Below are 21,398 nucleotides of genomic sequence, written 5' to 3'. Positions count from 1 at the left end.
GTAAAAAATTGAAGATTATCCACATCACTGCTTCTTATAAACCCGCATATATTTACGGTGGACCAATACAGAGTGTAGCAAGTTTATGTGAAGCATTACTAAAGGTTGGTGATGGTGAGGAAATACAGGTATTAACAACCACTGCAAATGGCACCGAAGAATTAGAGGTACAACCGGGTAAAGTTAATTTAATTGATGGTGTTCCAGTTACCTATTTTAAACGTCTCACAAAAGATCACAGTCATTTTTCTCCTAAACTATTAATTGCGTTGAGGAGAGCGATACGCCAAACTCCAGACTCGAAACTCATTATCCACATCCATGCCTGGTGGAATTTAGTTTCGGTACTAAGCTGCTTAATTGCTAAATGGTACGAAATACCTGTAATGTTATCGCCGCGTGGCATGCTTACCTCCTATTCTTTCAACAACCGAAAATCAATTTCAAAAAATTTAATCCACAAACTTCTGGGCAAAAAACTATTAAAATATTGTCATATCCATGCTACCAGCGAACAGGAGAAGCAAGATATTCTGAAAATTATTGAACCAAAAAGCATTACAGTCATCCCCAATTTAGTTAGTTTTCCGTTAACGGCTTCTGGTTTGCAGGCATCAACTGATGATCCTTTTCGTTTACTTTTCCTCTCCCGTATAGAAGAAAAAAAAGGCCTGGAATTACTTTTTGAAGCCCTGGCAAGTATAAAGATTCCCTGGCGTTTAACCATAGGTGGCTCAGGAAATGCAAAATATATAGAAAGTCTGAAACTTAAAGCTGAAAACCTGAAACTTAGCGACCGGATTAACTGGCTTGGGCTGGTGAATAAAGAAGATAAATTTAATTTAATGGCTGATCATGATTTAACCGTACTCACTTCATACAATGAAAATTTTGCCAACGTGGTGATAGAAAGTTTAAGTGTAGGCACACCTGTTCTGATAAGCGGGCACGTTGGTTTGGCCGATTATGTAGCAGATAAAGAATTGGGCTGGATTACAAGTCTTAATATTAATGAAATTAAAACAGAATTGGTTTCTTCTTACCGTGATACTGTTAACAGAAAAAAGATAAGAATAGTAGCTCCGCGAATAATTAAAGACGATTTTAACGATATTACTTTAGCAAACAAATACATTGAACTTTATAATAGAATCTGATTTAAGCTGATATGAATAAAAATTTTAGTTTCATCATATTAACTTTCAATGAAGAAATTCATTTGCCAAGGTTATTAAATTCTATCAAAAACCTGAATGCTAAAACATTCATTCTGGATAGCGGAAGTACCGATGAAACCTTGAAAATCGCTGAGCAATATGGCGCTGAGGTAAAACAAAATCCTTTTATAAACCACCCAAAACAATGGGATTTCGCCTTAAAGAATTTCAAAGTAGAAACCCCATGGACCATTGGACTCGATGCCGATCAAACCGTTACACCTGAATTGTTCGAAATGCTTGCCAACTTTAAAGAGGATGATAATAAAGATATCAATGGCATTTACTTTAACCGTAAAAATTTCTTTCAGGGCCGTTGGATCAGGTTTGGTACATTTTACCCCTTTTACCTTTTAAAAATGTTTAGGACAGGGTTAGGCTTCTCTGATTTGAATGAAAACATGGACCACAGGTTTATTGCGCCAGGTAAAGCTAAAATCTGGAAGAAAGGCTGGATACTGGAAGAAAACCTGAAAGAAAATGATATTGCCTTCTGGAAATCCAAACACGAACGTTATAGTGATCTGGTAGCACAGGAAGAAATAGAACGGATACTAAAATTAAGAAACCAGAGCTTAAAGCCTAATTTACTGGGCAGTCCTGACGAAAAACGTGCTTGGCTAAAACGCTTGTGGTGGAAGCTTCCACTGGGTTTAAGACCCTATCTTTATTTTAGTTACCGGATGTTTTTTAAACTCGGTATATTTGAAGGCCGCACCGGTATTAAATTTCATTATCTCCAGGGCTTTTGGTTTAGGCGACTGGTGGATAGAAAAATTAAGGCCCTACAGAAAACATACCGTTAAATTTATAAGTGCCGATAATATATGACCCCAGAAGAAGCAAAAAAACAGGCCAATAAAAAAGCAATCAAATTTGTGGTTGCCCTTTTTATACTTTATATTCTGTTTAGCCAGGGCAACCTGTTTATGAACAGCGTGATGACACCAGGCTCCAGATTCTACAATCCGTTTATTTCTGAGCATTTAAACTATATTCAGGGCTTAAAGTCCGCTTTGATTGTACCTGCAGTATGGATTATAAAGGCATTTGGGTTTTATGCCATTTACAATGAAATGGATGTGATGGTTGTATCAGGCCCATACCTTCGTGTTAATTATTCTTGCCTGGGATTAGGCGTGATGAGCTTTTTGGCTGCTTTTGTATTAGCATTTCCCGCATCATGGAAATCAACTCTTAAAATGCTGGTAATCGGTTTAATAACCGTTTATGTGTTAAATGTGCTCCGTATTGCGGGCCTGGGCGTTTTACTCGGATTCTTTAAATCGCAACGCAATAATTTTACTTATCACCACGAGGTATTCAATATTATTGTATATATATGCGTTTTTACGATGTTATACTTCTGGATCAAAAAAAGCAATAAATTAGTGAAGGTTTAAGCCATTACCACCTACAGAATAATAAATTTGTTAAAAACACAGTTACATAAAAATTTTGACACGGGGGATTTTAAGATAGGTGCTTCTGTAATTAAACAGTTTCTGTGGTATTTTACAGATGTATTCTTTTTTAAAAGCAGGATGATGCCTGTTAGCGCTGTACTTGTTTTTTTCCTAAGATTATTTGGAGCTAAGATAGGAAAAGAGGTACGTATAAAACCAGGCATCCATATTAAATATCCCTGGAAACTGGAGGTGGGTGATTACAGCTGGCTGGCCGATTGTTATATAGACAATCTTGATCATGTTAAAATCGGCAAAAACTGTTGTATCTCTCAACAGGCCATTTTAATTACGGGCAACCACAACTATAAAAGTACAGGGTTTGATCTGATAACCTCCTCCATCATTCTGGAAGATGGTGCGTGGATCGGAGCCGCAGCCAAAGTTGGCCCCGGTGTAATACTTCAAAGTCACTCGGTACTTACATTGGGTAGCGTTACAACAAAAAATTTGATGCCATATTCTATTTATCAGGGCAATCCGGCTGTAAAAATCAAAGAAAGGTCAATAAAGGAATAAATTCAAATTCAATATAAGATACCTAAAGCCGCTTTACAGCGGCTTTTGTTTTTAACTTCTTATTTGATAAAAAACACAATGACAATTATCAAAGCTTTACAGTTCTTTTACCATGTAAGTTACCTGATATTAAAAATTATTTTGACCTTTGTACTGTCTATCGTCCTAAAAGTATAAGTTGGTGAATTTTAAACTAGTGCAGAACAAGTATTCCTTGTCCTCAAAACTTATTTTAATTACTTTTTTAATCGGAATCGTAAATCTTTTCTTATACGATTACGAGAGTACGCAAGAAACTATCATTTTTATATCAATATTAACCCTTCGCTACCTGTTATTTATCCTCATCAAACGCAGGTTCGAATGGAGCAAATATCTATTGATATTCATCATTATAAGAAGTATGTACCGCTTATATATTGTAATGGGCGATATGGATGTGAACCCTGTAACCAAGGTAAACCTCACACTACAACTGATTATATCCATATTGGCATTTGTGATTTTGATCGTTTTCCCAAAGCTAAAAGAATGGATCAGCGATAAAAGGAAATATATCACTACACCTAGAATATCCAATCCACAGCATTAATTTCTTGAAATTTCCTGTCAGGTATTTTACCTTACTTTTTTTTTGTATTAAAAATACCCCAACGTTATTTCGCCAGTTATCTGGGTAAGCGCTTAGAAATTTTGAGCAGAATATAGTACAGAACTGTTGAGCTTGACTTAAAGATGTTAGCATAATTTCCTGTCAAATTAAATTTATAACGCATCTTTGGCAATCCAAAATGCTATCCGTTTTTTAACTTTGTAGCAAAAGAATTTTACTAAAATGAATGTTATACTGGCCTCTACTTCTACCCTTTTCGGTGGAAATTACCTGGAATATTTAACAAATGAACTTGTTACCCTTTTTAAAGGAACAGATGAAATCATTTTTATACCCTTTGCCAGGCCAGGTGGCATTTCGCATGAAGAATATACCAAAAAAGCCAGCGATTTTTTCGAAACATTAAACATTAAGGTAAAAGGTTTGCATGAATTTCAAAATCCTGTTGAGGCCATAAATCATGCTAAGGGTTATTTTACCGGTGGAGGGAATACTTTCCTTTTGGTAAAAACATTGCACGAACTTGGGCTGATGGAGGTACTGAGTAATAACATTAAACAGGGAAAAGCTTATTTAGGCTGTAGCGCAGGCAGTAATATTGGCGGCATTAACATGAAAACCACTAATGATATGCCGATTGTTTATCCTTCTTCCTTCGATTGTATGGGATTGGTACCCTTTAACCTTAATCCACATTATCTCGACCCAAATCCTGATCTAAAACATAACGGGGAAACAAGGGAAACCAGAATCAATGAATTTTTAACCCAGAACAACATCAAAGTGGTTGGCTTACGTGAAGGAAACTGGATCAGAATATCGGGTAATAACATTACCACTGAAGGAAGTGAAGAAACCAGAATTTTCGAACCCGGCAAAGCCCCTTACGAACTCCAACCGGGTGCATCATTGGTATAATCTTTATTGATGCAATCCTTTATCCTTCAGGTAAATCAACAGGTCAGCCGGACGATCAGTTTGCAGAATTGCAGGGTGATAAGCAACCAGCCAGCCCCAGCTTTCTTCTTTTTCTCCTCTTTCAACGGCGCGGTCATCATCATGGCCTCCGTTCAATGAGGGCCACAAACTGTTCAGCCAGATTAATGGTTTACCGTTCAGTTTCTTTACCGTTTTTAGATTGCTTAAAGTATCGGTATCGAAAATGGGCTGAATAATCGTTTTTTGGTTAGGCAGGTAAGACTTGATGACATCCTGCATTTCCTTCTTTTTCGCATTAACCACCACCATTAAATAAGCGTCTTCCGGGATAACGTTTTTGGTTTTCAGTTCTCCATAAGGTACATCATCGCCCACATTCACAATGGCCTGATCAATGGTGGAAGTTTCGCGCAGCACCTTAAATACCAGATCAAGATGATCATTTCCTTTATCTACATTAATGATGATTTTACCTTTTGCAGCCAGCATCATTTCGCGCATGGTTGGGATCTGGTTTTCCGTAACACGGCCCAGGCCATTTTTTAACCTGAACTTTTTAAGTTCCTCAAGGGTAAAATCACCCACTTTTCCTTTCGCATTGGTGGTGCGGTCGATGGTATTATCATGCATCACCACCATCTGGCTATCCTTGCTCATCTTCACATCAAGCTCCATGATGTCGAATCCTTTTTTGATACTGTTGTAAAGTGCATTTAAAGAGTTTTCAGGTGCATTTCTCCAGTCGCCCCGATGTGCTGCCACTAAAATCTGCTTGTTATTAGCCCTAAAAACCGTCTTTAATTTTTCAGCAGGACTTTGCGCTTGCGAAGCAATTGCAATACTGGATAATAACAAAATAAGAATACTACAGGAGATTTTCATACGATACTACAAAAGTGATTGATGCGCAAAAATATTAACAGGCCGTTAAGCAGGTGTTTTGCGAATGTTAATTCTAACGCATTTAAGCAACAGATCTAAAATTTCTATTAAAAATGAACTGTTTTTCGCCCGATTTTAACACCCGTTCGTCGAGAATATAGCTGTGTTGGTATAATACGGCTAAACCGGCTGAAACGTTTCCCAATTCCTTGCGTCTCATTATCAAACAATCACAAATTATTAATTAAAAATATAAATAAAAGCATTATGAAAACTTTATTCTCAACCTCAGCAAAATCTTTAATGGCAGCTTTAGTATTAAGCGCTTCAATCTTCAGTGCCAGTGTAATGGCTGGCGAAAAACAACCCGTAAAAATGTCGGCACCAAAAAACTTCGATAAAGTAGTGGTAAGCGGAAAGGTAGAAGTTACGCTGATCCAGAATGGTACCGAAGGTGTAAGCTATGCCGATGAAAATACCGGAAATGTAAAAGTGATCCAGGATGGATCGGCACTAAAAATTACTTCGACTGATAACAGTCCGGCAAAAATTACGGTATATGTGAAAAACATTTACAGGGTACAGGCCTCTGATGATGCCAGCGTAAAAACAGAGGGTAAACTTGATGTTAAATATCTTCAGGTATTCTTAACCGGAAATGCTGTTGCCAAAATCAACTCGAAAACAGAAAGTTTATATACTGTTATGGAAGGTTATGCTGATCTAAAATTAAGCGGAGCTACACAAAACCATAACGTAGTAATGGGCAGCACACCAAAATTAAACCTGGATAAATTTGCGGCTTCAAATACAGAAATGACTTCGCCAGCCACTATCCAAATTGCAGCGCTGTCTAAATAAGCAATACAAAAAAATTAAAAAGAGCGATGGACACCCACCGCTCTTTTTTTTGCGTTTTAGCCCCGTGGATAAAAGGAAAGGCTGGATTTAAAGGCAAACCTAAAGTTTCTTTGCATGGATGATATCCCCCTGGATGAAAATAAGTTCTTTAACCACACCGGCCTGATCTTTTACGAATTCCATTGTTGCCTGTATATCCTTAAAAACAAACTTCGAACTGGTTTCTGCGAAAGCTTCAATTCGTGATTGTCCGGTGGCCTGGGCATATAGTTTTTTCCCTTCCCTGCTGATAGTTAACACCAGATCGGGTGTAAGCTGGTATTTGCCCAGATAACTGTTTAGATCATGGTCTGAAACCGATGCTATAGTAATGGTCCTGGATTTGCTCAATCCTTTAAAACTATATACCGTAGAAATGCTATTGATGAGTTCCTGGATAATTTCTCCATTGTCTGAATTGACCATAATTACCAGACCGTTGCCGCCTTCCATACTTCCGTAATAGCCGCACCTGAATCCTTCATTGGCTCCCCCGTGCCCAAAATATTTTATCCCGTTATAATCTTCAATAAAAACACCTAAAGCAGCTCCGTCAACATTCATATAAGGACTGAGACGTAGTTTAGTGTTTTGCTGATCGAGCACTTTTGAAGATCTTCCAGCCAGAGAGAGCTGCGTTTCAATAATATATTTAGAGAGATCTGTCGGATTTGTCCATAACCCGGCGGCGGCCTGTTCTGGATAAATGTGGTATTTTCCAGTAATCGGTTTTCCTTCTGAATTATATCCGGTTGCCAACAAGCCTTTTGCTACATTTACCGCTGGCTGGGCGAAAGTACTCGAGAGCATCCCCAGGGGCCTGAGTACCTGTTCAGCTAAATATTTTTCGTAAGGCTGACCAGAAATATCCGTCAACAGTAATTGGCTGATGGTTATCCCACCGCCAGAGTACTGATCGCGCAGACCCGGTGCAAATATGGAGCGTATTGGCGCTGAATTTGCAGGTGGGGTTCCGTTTAAAATCTGGATAAGGGAAGGAAGAGGCTTACCCTTTTCGTATCCTGCAAAACCATGCACATTCAGGCCTGCGGTGTGACTGAGCAGATTCGCGGTACTGATTTTCTTTCCCTTAGAAAGCGAATCATAAGGGAACTTCCAGCTTTTAAGATATTGATTGATATCAGCATATAAATCGAGCTTTTTAGATTCGAAAAGTTTTATGATCGCCAGCCCGTTCAGCGATTTACTGATGGATGCGGCCTGAAAGAGCGTTTTATCGTTAATCGGAATACCTGACTCAGCATCAGCCATTCCATAAGCTTTTACGAAATCGATCTTATAATTTTTGATTACTGCAATGCTCAATCCGGGCACTTTATAGAATTTCATTCTGTCCTTTATATTCATCGGCTTTGAACCACTGAAGCGGATTCTTTCAGTAAGGCTATTCTCCACCTGGATTATCCGGCTCTGTAAGGAAGATTGTGCAATAGCCTTTTGAAAAATAAAAAAAGGAAAAAACATCAACAGGATTTGCACCAGATTTATGTGCCAGTGAAACAAATCCGCTCTTTTATGTGAAACTAAAGCATGCATGTCATTAATATTGGTTTTTAAAGGTAACGATTCAAACAGGAAACCTGTAACAAGATAAATAACGCCAGATGCAATCTTTTTCGCCCGATTTTAACACCCGTTCGTCGAGAATATAGCAGCGTTGGTATAATACGGCTAAACCGGCTGAAACGTTTCCCAATTCCTTGCGTCTCAATATCAAACAATCACAAATTATTAATTAAAAATATAAATAAAAGCATTATGAAAACTTTATTCTCAACCTCAGCAAAATCTTTAATGGCAGCTTTAGTATTAAGCGCTTCGATCTTCAGTACCAGTGTAATGGCTGGCGAAAAACAACCCGTAAAAATGTCGGCACCAAAAAACTTCGATAAAGTAGTAGTAAGCGGAAAGGTAGAAGTTACGCTGATCCAGAATGGTACCGAAGGTGTAAGCTATGCCGATGAAAATACCGGAAATGTAAAAGTAATCCAGGATGGATCGGCACTAAAAATTACTTCGACTGATAACAGTCCGGCAAAAATTACGGTATATATGAAAAACATTTACAGGGTACAGGCTTCTGATGATGCCAGCGTAAAAACAGAAGGTAAACTTGATGTTAAATATCTTCAGGTATTCTTAACCGGAAATGCTGTTGCCAAAATCAACTCGAAAACAGAAAGTTTATATACTGTTATGGAAGGTTATGCTGATCTAAAATTAAGCGGAGCTACACAAAACCATAACGTAGTAATGGGCAGCACACCAAAATTAAACCTGGATAAATTTGCGGCTTCAAAAACAGAAATGACTTCGCCAGCCACTATCCAAACTGCTTCATTAAGCAAATAATTAAACACAAATAATCATACAAAGCGACAATTGATTTGTCGCTTTTTTTTTGCTCAAATTTTTCAGCTACAAAACATATATTTACGGTTCATCCTAAAAAATAATGCTACTCAACAAATGAAGGTTCAACTGAGCAACGTATGGAAGATTTTAGTGATCTGCACCATAATTTCGTGTCATGCTGATTCAAAGAAAAAGAATAAGCTTACGGTTGCAGACACAAACAAAAAAACAATCGAAGTAAAAAAGACAGTTGAAAATAATCCTCATAAAACGGATACCATGGAATTTGTGGGCTACAATGATGACGGAGATTATTTTTTACTTACAGCCCGCAGAAAGGATAAAAAATTTTCATTTGTTAATGATGGTAGCGACGACAGAAGCTTGTTAAAAGGTGATACTATAGCTGTTACATGGACTACCGACACCATTTATATTGCAGGCGATGGCGATACGTCACAAAAGGCAGATAAGCTTGTTTCTGTAGCAAAGCTGAAAGATGGAAACGTTTCAAAATTCAGAAAAGCATACCGCAAACCACTAAAATACCATTGGCCACAAGAAGAAAATTATTCAAAACCATACCTGGATCAACTTTATACAATGGTTGAATATTACGTAGCCAACTCGAAAAATGAACTTTTACAACAACTGGTAAAAAATAAGGAAGAAATAAATTATTCCATTGAAAAACAAACCCGTAACAATAAGGAATATGTGCTGATCGGTATTGCTTCAAGTGCAGAACATCGCATAAATACTATACAATGGCTGTATTTCGACAATGAGGCAGATAAACTGTATGAATATGACTTACCAAACGACAAGCTAATAACATTTGACCGTTAAAAACGCAACATTATGACTATTTTTTTCCTTTTTTGCATTTTCGCCATATTGCTGCTTGCAAACCTTTTATTTTTTAGAAAAAAGTCTTTAAAAGTTAAAATTATTGGCACCGTCGGGTTGTTGGCAGGCATAATTGTTCTCTTTGTTGCCATTGCTACCATCCTTTTTCTTACTTCAACCGATCCCCGGGAAAGAAATGCTGAGGAAGCGGCACGGTATAAATGGTTAGATGTGAAAAACCGCTCCCAATCCAGTCGCAGCATAATTATTTCTTATGCATATAAAAAGGAAAATAAAATTAAAAAAGTAAGTGATACCTTAAATTTAACTACAGGTCCATACCATTCCTCGCAACACATGCTACCTGTAGAGGTGGGCGACAGTACCTATTTCCCAAATGACTTTAAAATCCAGGTTAAAGATTCGCTGAATAAATTGGTAGCAGCATATGATAAAGAGGAGTTCCTGAAGAAAGTCAAATCGGACGATTCTACCTACAGGCCAAAAAATAAAATGACGATGAATTTTTACGTGCTGGAAATCAACCGTTAATAAATCTTCCCCCCGGGCATCATTCTAATGCTTACTGTAGTTCAGGCATTCAGCCAATAATTACAATCTCCGGAAAAATAATTTCATCTTTTCACCTGTTGATATAGGGCGTTCGTCGACGAATACGCTGTGTTGGTATAATACCCTGTTTTCTGGTGCAACGTTTTGCCCTTAACGGCGTCTTATCTACAAAAACAGAAACAAAATATTATTTAAAAATATAAAAAACAGCATTATGAAAACCTCAATCAAAACCCTGACAAAATCGCTTTTAGCAGCAATCGTTTTAACATCATCTATTTTTACCACCAGCGTAATGGCTGATGAAAAACAACCAGTCAAAGTTTCGGCTCCACACAACTTCAGTAAAGTTGTTGTAAGCGGAAATGTAGAAGTTACACTGGTGCAGTGCCAAAAAGAAGGCGTAAGTTATAATGACGACAATGCCGGAAGTGTTAAAGTGATTCAGGATGGGGATGCGCTAAAAATTACTTCTGCAAGTACAGATGTTGCGAAAATTACTGTTTATGTAAAAAACATTTACAGGGTACAGGCTTCTGAAAATGCAGTGGTAAAAACAGAAGGTAAATTAGACACCAAATATCTTCAGTTATTCTTAAAAGAAAACGCTGTTGCCGAAATCAACTCGAAAACAGAGAGTTTATATACTGTGATTGAAGGTAAAGCCGATTTAAAACTGAAAGGCGCTACTCAAAACCACATTCTGGTAATGGGAAAAACACAAAAGTTAAATTTCGATCGCTTTGCAGCTTTAAAAACCGAAATGAACAATCAGCAAACACTTCAAATTGCATCACTGGCTAAATAAGTCATCAGCATATATATAAAAGGGCGGCAAAATATAATTTTGCCGCCTTTTTTTTAATTTAATTCATTTAATTAAAAATTTGCCCTTCCCGGTAATCGTGGTCCATTCGCTCTAACCTGCCTGCGCTAAAATGTAATTTTACAGTTGATGATCCGATTACGTTCGAACTTATAAAATCAGAAAATACAAACTGCCAGTCAGTATAATTATTCAGATCAGGATCATACGCTTTGTTTAAAGGTTTGTCAGAAAGCACAAATCCATAAGCAGCATAGGCCGGCAATTGATGAATTTTCAGCAGTTTTGCCCCCATTTCATTAACAGGATCATCTATTTTAATTGCCGTATCATCAGCAGCTCCATCTGGCCATTTCGTAACATCAGAGGTAAGTCCGCCACCTGTTGCAATTTGTTGTACTTTATCCCCGCTAAATAAAAATACAGCGCGATCTAAAGTTCCGGTATTATTATACACCGTTAGTGCATAGTAAAATGGAAGAATCCCGGCAAGTTTTTCCGGAGAACTATAGGGCTTACGGCCGTAAATTGCTACATTCTGAAAATCAAGTGTTTTGCCGGCCTGCTGCAACTGGGCAAATACCTCAGCTGGTGTACTGCCAATCTGAATGCCCCATTTTTCGCCTTTGGTAATTGTTTCAGAATAATCTCCCTGTTTCTCTTTTTTACATGCTGAAATCACGATCAGCAATAACATTATCGGTAATAATCTTTTCATTATTTTGGTTGGGTGTTTGATTTTACAGTTATAAACGAATAATAAACCCCTGCCGCTACAATTAAAAAAATTGATTCTCAATATATTTACTCTGAGAAAACACTTACCGGATCCACTTCTTTAAAGAGATATGGCTTATGCGGAGGCAGTTTTCCGTAACTGAGCTTTGCGGGCATGTCTTCTTTCATGGTATTAATATCCTCAACTGTTATTTTTCGGGCCAGTACATCATATTTTGCAATGGTTTGCTGGCCTGCCCCGGCATTATATGTTTCCATGTAAGTAAGAACAAGTTCACCGTTTTTAAAACTATATCTGGTTTCGCGGTTACCAACCGGACCACTACCGTAAGTTGATATGATTAAGGTTTTATTTTTATCTATTGTAATATCCTCACTATCATACTGTTGATAATCGCCATTAATATATGCTGCACCAATAGCCTGCCAAGAGGTTGCGTACAAACGATAGCCACCCGTAGCCTGTTTTAACAACACCAAAACCGGCCTGAGATCAGTGCTGTCTGTTTTGTTCTGAAGTACCAGAACCACATCTTCCAGATCGTCGTCATCTAACAAACCTTTAGCATCCATCGCAATAATATAGGGGCTGGTTACAAAGTCATCAATGGTATTACCGCTTTCCGGAAATTCGGCACCGCCTGTTTCTTTTTGTTCTTCTGTTTTTTTTGAGATAGTTACCAACGTTTCTTTCGCAGCAACGTGTACAGGGGCATTGGCCACGCTATCTGTTATTTGCTGAGGTGATTTATCAGCATTAAGCCAATGAAGTTTATAACCCAATACAATGGCCAACAAAAGTACAAATGCTAAAAGGGCAATAATTTTGCTTTGTTTTTTCATAAAGTTGCCGGAATAATTCAGGTGCTAAAACTTTTGCAGTATTAGTATAAAGTTAATTCAATTTTCTTTACAGGATAAATTTCTCATTTCATCAGGACAAGAAAATTTGAAAAAAAGTTATAATATCTTCAAATACGATCAGGCCATTCAATCTTAAACTGAACGCGGTTTTTCTTATTATACATTACTATCACCTCATAATGTATTACAACTCAACAGTCAGAATAGTAGTTTCGTGTAAAAAAAAGTATTAAAATACCTACATAGCAAAATATTAAGGCCTTTCACTCAGGATTCGTGTAAAATTCTGATAAAGAATTTTGAGGTAGTTAATATGTTCCTAGCTTTGAGTATTATTCCTCAAATAAATTTCATCACATCCTTTTTTGTTAAAACACCTGGGTAACTATCTGCCTGTAGTCGCGATCTGCAAGCGGAGAACTAACTATTTTTTAACCACTTATTTTAACTAAAAATGAAAAACTTAAAAAAAACAAAGCAGTTGGGTTTGATGATATGCTCATTTGCTGTATTTCTGATTATGGCCCTGCCATCTTGTAAAAAAAATGGAGGTGATGAATTATCTGATACAAAAGCGCCAAACCAATCGAAGTTAACGGAGGCAGAAGAAATCCTTATCATGAAAGCTGGATTTTCTACTACTGACGCAGAAAAAATAGGAGATTCTTATCTTGTTGAGGGAGATATTTTAATGTCTGCCAAAGATCTTACGCACCAAAAAGAGCTAAGAGAGCAACTAACGGCAAAAACCGGACCCAGTACTGAGCAGTATAAATCGGGTTATACTTTAGCTGCTAAATATATTAACAACGGACAAATAAAAATTAAGGTTGATGGTGGTAATTTACAAAAACTTGTAACGGATGCCACTACGATAGCCATTAAGAGATACAATGACCTAAAACTGAAAACTACTTTTGTTTTGGAGACAAGTTCGACCGGAACATCAGATATAGTAGTTACCATGAAAGATCTTGGTGGCAGAAATGCTAACGGCCAGATTATTTTAGGACAGGCAGGCGGATTTCCAACTGCAGATGGTAAGCCTGGTCCGGGATTTGCGCTAAATAATCAATATTACAATGCAACAGATTTTACTGCTACTGAGCTTGCAGCGGTGGTTGCCCATGAACTCGGACATTGCGTTGGATTCAGACATACAGATTATGTGGACAGAAGATCTTGCGGTATCGGATCAACAGGTGAACCAACGATTGTTTATCTGACCAATCCGGAAGGAACCAAATATTTGCTTGATGCGAATGGCAAAAAAATTCCTGATTTAACATTAACTGCCAGTTTAATCCCTGGAACGCCAAAAACTGATGCTAATTCATGGATGCGTTCATGCAATGCGCCAGGCGCTTTTACTGCTAACGATAAAGTAGCAATTTATTACCTTTTAGGAAAGCAATAATTAGTTAACATGATCAATCCGGATCAGGTTTCTTAACCGGATTAAAATTAAAGAACCGGGGAATAAATTCCCTGGTTCTTTATTCTTTCAGATTTCGAATACTATTTATTTTCTGCCTGGTACTGATTATAAAGGGCCACACATTTTTCTTCATAATCGAAGTTAATATCATCACTAAAATTTTCAAGGTAGGTTTTAGGGAAAATCATTATACGATTGATTACAGGTAATTCGACAATCTTTTTATTACGTACTACCCTAAAATGAGCGGTATATTTATTGGTCAGCAAATCTACAACTGAGGTCCCGCCGTTTTCTCCTGAATAGGTGCCGCTTATTTCATAATCTGTCTGCTTCATCTTCACCAGCTGCATTTTTTTCTCTTTTTTATTATAGGCAAATGTGCTTATAAAGCCCGACCTGCCGTAATCGTTCCAAAATTCGAAACCATCCTTAAGGGCAACGAGCGTATTTAAACCGCAAATACAGGTAAATGTTAGTATAAATCGGTTAATATCTGTTAAGAAAGGCATTAATTTTGATTCATTTAAGCTTAATGGTCTACAATTGCCGTAATCGACTTGTAAACCATGCATAAAACCAATTCTAATCCCTATTTTTGAACAATAAGTTTCTATTGAGGTACTTAATCCATACTTTTCAAATCAATGATTATCAGAAAACCATTTCCTATAACCATCATTTATACTTCTCTAATTTTCTTTACCCTTTTTTTTTCAGCGAATACATTTGCTCAGAAAAAGAACCAGGGAGATAAAGGTCAGGATGTATCGATTCTTGCCGACTCTGCTACCTTAACAAAAGGCGATTATCTTGCACATCTGGAAAAAGTATTTGAAACGGTGAACAAAGTGCCGGTTACGGTAGCTTCTTTTAAGAAATTAAAGCCTATTGGGGCACATTTAACACAAGATGAAGCTGCATTGGCCCTTTTAAAAAGCAGGTTAACGCAAAGCGATCGCACCTTGAACCTGCAGAACCTGCAAATGGACCAGACTTTACTGGAAGAACTCCGGAGCAATAATAAAGATTGTTTAGCTGATCTTGATGAATATGAAAAGGAATTGCGGGCACTGAAAACGGAAATCCTGAACCTGCGGAAAGATACAGTGCTGATTAAATTATTTACCTCGCCTACCGTGCGCATTTTGTTTAAGGATCAGTTTACCGAACTGGGCAAGAAACGGGTGGTGATGGATAGCCTTCTTAAAAATACGACCTTAACAATCAATAATTTTCAGGCTAGAACTTCGGCCAATCTGATCAACATTAAGGAATTGATGTACCTTACTGATAATCAACTTGAAGCGGTAAGCATTAAAGCTTTTGGCAAGGAGCGCCGTTACCTTTGGGAATCGGTAAATAAACCAGCCAATAAAAGTGTAGGGTTCCGCAGGTTCATTCAGGGCGAACAGGAAATATCGGGCTATTATTTTGTTTATACACGGAGCAGCCGGTTGCTTTTACTATTTACCTGCGCTGTATTTTTCTTCTGGGTATTTTTTAATTTCAGAAGTGTGAAACAACGTGGCCGATTAGAAACGCTTGATGGTTTTTCGCTGATTAGTCCTCAGCCTTACCTGATTACTTTTATCACGCTTTTTACCCTGGCCCCAATTTTCGACCTTAGGGCACCGGCACTTTACATAGAAGCTGTACAGGTGATACTCGCCATACTGCTTACGGTATTTTTCCGTAAAAAACTGGGCAAAAAGTTATTTTACTACTGGTGCATTTTTGTGGTACTGCTGCTTGCACCGGTTTTTCTTCGTCTTTTAGGCATGCCACCTAGGTACCAGCGCTGGCTCTTGCTTTTCTTAACAGTGAGTTCGGTAGCTTACGGCATTATGGTTTGGAAAATGCTGGATGAAAAAACAAAAAGATACCGGATGATCCTCTTTACCGGATTTATTTACACGGGATTTGCCATTATAGCCGCTTTTTGCAATTTATTTGGCCGTTTTACCCTTACACAGATTTTTTATTCTACAGGGGTAAGTTCGCTGTTAAATGCGATATCGCTCACCATTTTGGCAAAAGTGCTGGTGGAGGCGTTTTTATTGCAAATGAAAAGCAGCAGGATCCGCAAGGGTTTTCCTGAATATTTTGACTGGCAACCGGTAATTGCAGGACTGAAAAGGCTTACAGGTATAGGTGCCACCATTATCTGGTTTGTGATTTTTACCACCAACCTGAATATTTTTAACGGCCTGTACGAATCGGTGATGGAAATCCTGAATGAAAAAAGAATTATCGGCAGTTTCTCTTTTACTTTTGGCGGGGTGGTGCTCTTTCTGGGCATTATCTGGATTGCCAATTTCTTACAAAAATACATTGCTTATTTCTTTGGCGATACAGGCGACGACAGCTTTGATGATAATAAGGGTGAACGATCGAAATTACTGGTTACCCGCTTGGTTTTACTAATCGGGGGCTTTTTAATTGCTGTTGCGGCCTCAGGTTTGCCTATTGATAAAATCACGGTGATATTGGGTGCTTTAGGTGTGGGTATCGGACTTGGTTTACAGAATATTGTAAGCAATTTTGTTTCGGGTATCATCCTTATTTTTGATAAAACAATTCGTATCGGCGACATTGTAGAACTGAGCGATAAAAAAGGCCGTGTAAAAGAAATCGGCGTCCGGGCGAGTACGCTGCTTAGCGATGAAGGTGCCGAAATCATCATTCCAAATGGCGCTATTCTGTCAAACAACATTATCAACTGGACGCTGAGCAACAACCAGATGCGGGTAAATATTACTTTATCCGTTGCCAAACCATTTAATACGACAGACGTGGTAAACCTGATCAGGGAAATTATCACCGAAAACAACAATGTTTTTATCAGCAAAGAACCGGTAATTATGATCAGTCCGGTGAGTAAACTGAACAGTAAGATCAATATTTACTTCTGGTGTAAGGATATTTCGAAGGCCGATCTGACTAAAAGCATGATTAATGCACAGATTTTTGAAGCATTTGAACAGAAAGGGATTGAAATACTTTAAATGATGGATGACATGGACAGTTTTTTCCTCTCTGAGCTCCACATTTATCCCATCAAATCATTGGGAGGGATCAGTTTGGAGAAGGCCAGGCTGGAAGAAAAAGGCCTTCAATACGACAGGAGATGGATGCTTGTTGATGAAGAAGGAACATTTATTACCCAAAGAAAATATTTTGAACTGGCTTTACTTGCGGTATCAATCAGTGATAACCGGTTAATTATTTCGCATAAGATCCAAACCAACCAAAGTATTTCTTTTGATCTGGAGGAAGATAATGGAACGCAGATTCCCGTTGTAATCTGGAATGATACCACTGCCGGCGTTGAAGTAAATACAGAGGTAAGCAACTGGTTCTCCGATTTCCTGAAATTTAAGGTAAAACTCGTAAAAATGCCTGTGGCAGAGAAACGGATGGTTGATCCGAGGTATGCTTTAAATGATGAAGTGGTAAGTTTTGCCGATGGTTATCCCTGTTTGCTTATTGGCCAGTCTTCTTTGAACGGACTGAATGAAAAACTTCAAAAGCCAATCAGAATGGACCGTTTCAGGCCTAATTTTGTGTTTACGGGCGGAACACCACATATTGAAGACCAATTTGATACTTTTTCCATCGGCGGAACTTTATTTTCTGCCGTAAAACCCTGCGCCAGATGTGTACTGATTACCATTGATCAGCAAACAGGCGAAAAAGGACAGGAACCGCTCAGAACATTGGCCAGCTACCGCACCATCAACAAAAAAATCCTGTTCGGGCAAAATTTACTGCACCAGCACTCGGGAATCATTAGTATAGGCGATGAACTGAAAGTAATCAACTGGAAGATGGAAAACGGGTAACAGAATTGATTTTGCGAGAAAAAATTAACAATAAACAATTTATTATAAGCAACTTAGCCAACTGAGATCAGCTAAGTTTGTGGCACGATGCAAAATCAAAATATCAACACAAAATGTCTAAAAACTGCCTTAATTCGTAGAAACAGGCAACTATAATAATTAAATATTCATTGAATGAAAGAAGCCATAATTGAACCGGCGGGCAAAGAGGAGTACGAAAAACTGATTACCGTGTGGGAAAGTTCGGTTAGGGCAACACACCATTTTCTTTCTGAAAGTGATATTATTACGTACCGTTCGTTAATTTTAACTGAATATTTTGATCAGGTAAAATTGTACAGCATCAGGGTTGAAGGGAATATTATGGGCTTTATTGGCATTAATGGTGAATCAATCCAGATGCTTTTTATTCATCCGGAAACACGTGGAAAAGGATTGGGAAGAAAGTTGATCGATTTTGCAAAAATAGAACATGGTGCAACTTTGGTTGATGTAAATGAGCAGAACCATCAGGCGGTAGGTTTTTACGAAAAACTAGGTTTTGTAACCATCGAACGGAGTGAGTACGATGCTGCCGGCAAGCCCTTCCCGATATTATCGATGGAATTAAAATCCTGATTTTTTTGATGATGATCTCTAAAAAATTATTAAGCTAAATTATGCCCGGAAGTATCACCGAAAAATTATTCATGGCCATTGCAATAGGTGCTGCATTCGGGTTGTTTTACACGCTGCTGCTTAATATGCATGGCTTAACCAAAATAAAGTATAAACATGTTGCTCCTACTATTGGCGCCATCATATTTTTGCTGGGCCTGTTTAGTTTCGAAGCGGCAGGTATAGCCAGTTTAATTTTAGGCATCGGGATTTTTGTGCTGGCCATCGCATTAATGGCAAGGGGCACAGCAGATTCTCTTAAAGCGCTTTCCGCAAAATTTTCATCCGGTAACAAGCAACAAAATGATGAAGGTGAGCAATTAAGTAAACCAGGATTTAGCAGCTATACCGGCGTTATCTTTCACTTTGTGGTTATTGTGCTGATTTCGTTATCGATATTTACCTATTCAAATGATGCGATACTGAATCAGGAAAAGATGGACCGACTGATGAGTGATGCTGTTTTTCAGTTTAGCAGCACCATTATGCTTATACTATTGGGCATGTTTAACCCTTTCTTACCCCCATCGTTAAAGCTACTGAGAATTGCTGAGCAAATTGACAGGCTTAAATACCCAAAATTGTACCTCCTGCTTTCAGGTAAAAAATTCTGGATGATTGTTAAAATCATCATTTGCCTCGGCATTGTTGCTTATTTCGTTTCTAAAGGATATTTTAACCTGCTGTCGTGGGATAATGCAACGCCTTACATGAACATTTACGTGCTGCTCATCGGATTTTTCATCATGGTGAATCTGGTGCAGATGATCCGGAGTCCGGAATATTTCTTTAAGGCAAACCTGTTCAGGATTACCATGTTATTGCGTTCGGCCTTTATCAGCATCTTTTTAAGTGCGATTCTGGTTTTCGCTACTTTATTTATTTCCTCAACTTTGGGGGTTGACATCAATAAACTGAAAGTAAGTTCAGAGACCATCATTTTCCTCGGGTTTAATGTAATTATGTGTTACAATGAGTTTAGACTGGCGAGGGCTTAGTGGTAGAATTAATTGATTTCATAAATACCCGATTATTCTGGAATTTGTTGCGTTGTCGAAACGCCTTTTACGGTTTTAAGGCAGATCCTTCAACAAGCTCAGCATAGCAATCCTGTTTATGATGCAACCTCCAACAAATCAATACTTTAATTCAAAAGCAGAAAAATCAGCACCCTGATTAACACTGCCTTTAAAGAGAAGACCAATACGAGGGCTCCTGTCCCATTGTGGTAAGAAATTAACGGTAATTTTTTCATTAACCGGAACATTTTGCCACCCCTGATTTTCCTGCTTAAAAAAAGCCATAACACTCAAATCATCCTCAATTTTCATTTTAAGTTCTACCGGACTATTGAAGGGTATTTTTATTTTAGAAAGCACGGTTCTGATCTTATTTTCTACCTTCCAAAATTCTATTTCGTTTCCAATTATCCCTATTCCTAAAGCGGCACCGGCATCGCCATAATACACTAAACCTTTTAAGGCACTATTGGTATTGGTTACCGTTGTAGCTGCTTCAAAAACTGCTGATACAGGCCTTACGGTTAATGCGATCCCGCTAAGGTTATCTTTATTTATACTTCCGGATAAATGAAGCTGCCCGTTTTGCTGTTTAATTGCCGGCATTGAGTTTCTGAAATCCCATTGCCATCTTTTATCAATTTCAGGGCTGGTAAATGTTATTTTTAAATCCTGATTAAGCGTTGGGCCTGATTGTTCTTTAAGCACGGGCCATCCATTTTTTTCAGGCCAGCTTAATTGCGCAAGCATCCCCTGCCTGCCCGAAAAAACATTTGTCTTTTTGTTATAGGCGTGGTAGAGGTAATAATCTTTTCCATTTGCTGCCTTTACAAAAGTGCCGTGGCCTGAACATTTCCAGTATTCGTTTTCCATTAATAACGGATTGGCAGCATAAAGCTCGTATGGCCCCGCAAATGATTTCGATCGCGCCACCCTTACGTTATAATCGCATTGTGCCCCACAGCAGTTTCCGGCCGAATAAAAAAGATAATAATATCCATCTTTCTTCATGATACTCTGCCCTTCTAAACCTATCCGCTGATCGTCTTTAAGTAAGGAAAAAGGCTCTCCCGTTGTTTTAAGTCCGTTTTTAGCAAGTTTATACGCTAAAATCTCAATGGGGCGCTTATCCAAACCATAAGCTTTAAAGGTAATGTAACGCGTGGAACCATCGAGGTAAACAAATGCATCGATTGCTTCCCTTCCATAGTCAATAATAACGCCCTGATCAACAAAATCCCTGTCGGGATATTTTGAGGTAGCCACGCCAATGCACGAAACATTATCTTTTTTTCGCCTTGCGGTATAATAAATGAAATAGGTATTATCGTGATAATCATATTCTGGTGCCCAAAACGATCCCGAAGTCCACTCTGGTGCACGCTCAAAAATATAACCTGATTGTTTCCAGTTTAACAAATCCTTTGAAGTATAAACCGGGAAATGTGGCGCCCACTCGGAAGAAGTACCAACTGCATAATACTGATTATTAGCGCGAATAACTGATGGATCGGCAAAATCGCCGGCAATTACTGGTTCTATAACAGTTTGTGCATATAAAATATTCGCTATGAGGAGCAGATTAATAGTTATTGCCATTACGTAGCGCAAAAGAATACGGGTATTTGTTTTTATCATCATGCTATAGCCTTTAAGCTGGTGTTTAATTTGGTTAAA

Annotated in this window: 22 protein-coding genes; 16 read left to right on the top strand and 6 right to left on the bottom strand. The window is 38.2% G+C overall.

Going from position 1 to position 21,398, the window contains the following annotated elements; all coding sequences use genetic code 11:
• The first annotated feature begins 8 nt into the window (after nt 1-8).
• The 6 genes from ABD769_RS01830 (at nt 9) to pepE (ending at nt 4,733) form a co-directional block, all read left to right on the top strand.
• A complete protein-coding gene (locus tag ABD769_RS01830; RefSeq protein WP_344848878.1) occupies nt 9-1,157 on the top strand; it encodes an XrtY-associated glycosyltransferase XYAG1 in 1,149 nt (382 codons plus the stop codon).
• An 11-nt stretch (nt 1,158-1,168) separates the two neighbouring features.
• Nucleotides 1,169-2,023: a glycosyltransferase family 2 protein gene (locus ABD769_RS01825; protein WP_344848876.1), complete on the top strand. Its 855-nt coding sequence runs from the start codon at nt 1,169-1,171 to the stop codon at nt 2,021-2,023.
• A 21-nt stretch (nt 2,024-2,044) separates the two neighbouring features.
• The gene (xrtY, locus tag ABD769_RS01820; RefSeq protein ID WP_344848874.1) at nt 2,045-2,620 is read left to right on the top strand and encodes an exosortase Y; all 576 of its coding nucleotides are present in this window, start codon (nt 2,045-2,047) and stop codon (nt 2,618-2,620) included.
• Between the two features lie 27 nt (nt 2,621-2,647).
• The gene (locus ABD769_RS01815; RefSeq protein ID WP_344848872.1) at nt 2,648-3,202 is read left to right on the top strand and encodes a WcaF family extracellular polysaccharide biosynthesis acetyltransferase; all 555 of its coding nucleotides are present in this window, start codon (nt 2,648-2,650) and stop codon (nt 3,200-3,202) included.
• A gap of 181 nt (nt 3,203-3,383) precedes the next feature.
• The gene (locus ABD769_RS01810) at nt 3,384-3,794 is read left to right on the top strand and encodes a hypothetical protein (protein ID WP_344848871.1); all 411 of its coding nucleotides are present in this window, start codon (nt 3,384-3,386) and stop codon (nt 3,792-3,794) included.
• A 243-nt stretch (nt 3,795-4,037) separates the two neighbouring features.
• Nucleotides 4,038-4,733 carry a dipeptidase PepE gene (gene pepE, locus ABD769_RS01805; protein WP_344848869.1) on the top strand — a complete coding sequence of 232 codons (696 nt, stop codon included), beginning with the start codon at nt 4,038-4,040 and terminating at the stop codon, nt 4,731-4,733.
• Between the two features lie 3 nt (nt 4,734-4,736).
• On the opposite strand, the gene ABD769_RS01800 is transcribed toward pepE, so the two are convergent.
• Complete coding sequence (locus tag ABD769_RS01800) at nt 4,737-5,636, bottom strand: glycerophosphodiester phosphodiesterase family protein (RefSeq protein ID WP_344848867.1); 900 nt, start codon at nt 5,634-5,636, stop codon at nt 4,737-4,739.
• Between the two features lie 267 nt (nt 5,637-5,903).
• Between ABD769_RS01800 and ABD769_RS01795 the strand changes: the two genes are divergently transcribed.
• Complete coding sequence (locus ABD769_RS01795) at nt 5,904-6,497, top strand: GIN domain-containing protein (RefSeq protein ID WP_344848865.1); 594 nt, start codon at nt 5,904-5,906, stop codon at nt 6,495-6,497.
• A 99-nt stretch (nt 6,498-6,596) separates the two neighbouring features.
• On the opposite strand, the gene ABD769_RS01790 is transcribed toward ABD769_RS01795, so the two are convergent.
• The gene (locus tag ABD769_RS01790) at nt 6,597-7,886 is read right to left on the bottom strand and encodes a serine hydrolase (RefSeq protein WP_344848863.1); all 1,290 of its coding nucleotides are present in this window, start codon (nt 7,884-7,886) and stop codon (nt 6,597-6,599) included.
• 429 nt (nt 7,887-8,315) lie between these two features.
• Here ABD769_RS01790 and ABD769_RS01785 point away from each other — a divergent pair, with 429 nt between their 5' ends.
• The 4 genes from ABD769_RS01785 (at nt 8,316) to ABD769_RS01770 (ending at nt 11,142) form a co-directional block, all read left to right on the top strand.
• On the top strand, nt 8,316-8,909 hold the full coding sequence (locus ABD769_RS01785; protein WP_344848861.1) for a GIN domain-containing protein: 594 nt from the start codon (nt 8,316-8,318) through the stop codon (nt 8,907-8,909).
• A 117-nt stretch (nt 8,910-9,026) separates the two neighbouring features.
• The gene (locus ABD769_RS01780; protein ID WP_344848859.1) at nt 9,027-9,761 is read left to right on the top strand and encodes a hypothetical protein; all 735 of its coding nucleotides are present in this window, start codon (nt 9,027-9,029) and stop codon (nt 9,759-9,761) included.
• A 12-nt stretch (nt 9,762-9,773) separates the two neighbouring features.
• Complete coding sequence (locus tag ABD769_RS01775; protein WP_344848857.1) at nt 9,774-10,313, top strand: hypothetical protein; 540 nt, start codon at nt 9,774-9,776, stop codon at nt 10,311-10,313.
• Nucleotides 10,314-10,548: 235 nt separating this feature from the next.
• A complete protein-coding gene (locus ABD769_RS01770; RefSeq protein WP_344848855.1) occupies nt 10,549-11,142 on the top strand; it encodes a GIN domain-containing protein in 594 nt (197 codons plus the stop codon).
• A 67-nt stretch (nt 11,143-11,209) separates the two neighbouring features.
• Here the strand turns inward: ABD769_RS01770 and ABD769_RS01765 are convergent, their stop codons facing one another.
• On the bottom strand, nt 11,210-11,878 hold the full coding sequence (locus ABD769_RS01765; protein ID WP_344848854.1) for a hypothetical protein: 669 nt from the start codon (nt 11,876-11,878) through the stop codon (nt 11,210-11,212).
• 86 nt (nt 11,879-11,964) lie between these two features.
• Nucleotides 11,965-12,741 carry a hypothetical protein gene (locus ABD769_RS01760; protein WP_344848851.1) on the bottom strand — a complete coding sequence of 259 codons (777 nt, stop codon included), beginning with the start codon at nt 12,739-12,741 and terminating at the stop codon, nt 11,965-11,967.
• A gap of 475 nt (nt 12,742-13,216) precedes the next feature.
• Here ABD769_RS01760 and ABD769_RS01755 point away from each other — a divergent pair, with 475 nt between their 5' ends.
• Complete coding sequence (locus ABD769_RS01755; protein WP_344848849.1) at nt 13,217-14,179, top strand: M57 family metalloprotease; 963 nt, start codon at nt 13,217-13,219, stop codon at nt 14,177-14,179.
• Nucleotides 14,180-14,280: 101 nt separating this feature from the next.
• Here the strand turns inward: ABD769_RS01755 and ABD769_RS01750 are convergent, their stop codons facing one another.
• The gene (locus tag ABD769_RS01750; RefSeq protein ID WP_344848848.1) at nt 14,281-14,712 is read right to left on the bottom strand and encodes a hypothetical protein; all 432 of its coding nucleotides are present in this window, start codon (nt 14,710-14,712) and stop codon (nt 14,281-14,283) included.
• A 135-nt stretch (nt 14,713-14,847) separates the two neighbouring features.
• On the opposite strand from ABD769_RS01750, the gene ABD769_RS01745 reads away from it, so the two are divergent.
• The 4 genes from ABD769_RS01745 (at nt 14,848) to ABD769_RS01730 (ending at nt 19,700) form a co-directional block, all read left to right on the top strand.
• Nucleotides 14,848-17,208 (top strand): mechanosensitive ion channel family protein, encoded by a 2,361-nt coding sequence (locus ABD769_RS01745; protein ID WP_344848846.1) that lies wholly within the window; start codon nt 14,848-14,850, stop codon nt 17,206-17,208.
• Nucleotides 17,209-17,220: 12 nt separating this feature from the next.
• The gene (locus tag ABD769_RS01740; protein ID WP_344848844.1) at nt 17,221-18,045 is read left to right on the top strand and encodes an MOSC domain-containing protein; all 825 of its coding nucleotides are present in this window, start codon (nt 17,221-17,223) and stop codon (nt 18,043-18,045) included.
• Between the two features lie 174 nt (nt 18,046-18,219).
• Complete coding sequence (locus ABD769_RS01735) at nt 18,220-18,663, top strand: GNAT family N-acetyltransferase (RefSeq protein ID WP_344848843.1); 444 nt, start codon at nt 18,220-18,222, stop codon at nt 18,661-18,663.
• Nucleotides 18,664-18,704: 41 nt separating this feature from the next.
• Nucleotides 18,705-19,700 carry a hypothetical protein gene (locus ABD769_RS01730; protein ID WP_344848841.1) on the top strand — a complete coding sequence of 332 codons (996 nt, stop codon included), beginning with the start codon at nt 18,705-18,707 and terminating at the stop codon, nt 19,698-19,700.
• 138 nt (nt 19,701-19,838) lie between these two features.
• Here the strand turns inward: ABD769_RS01730 and ABD769_RS01725 are convergent, their stop codons facing one another.
• On the bottom strand, nt 19,839-21,362 hold the full coding sequence (locus tag ABD769_RS01725; protein WP_344848839.1) for a glycoside hydrolase family 43 protein: 1,524 nt from the start codon (nt 21,360-21,362) through the stop codon (nt 19,839-19,841).
• Nucleotides 21,363-21,398: the final 36 nt, after the last annotated feature.

It is taken from the genome of Pedobacter jeongneungensis, assembly GCF_039538295.1.
GTDB classification, from domain to species: Bacteria; Bacteroidota; Bacteroidia; order Sphingobacteriales; family Sphingobacteriaceae; genus Pedobacter; species Pedobacter jeongneungensis.
Note: the sequence above shows the minus strand (reverse complement) of the source record. Positions and strands in the feature narration are given on the sequence as shown.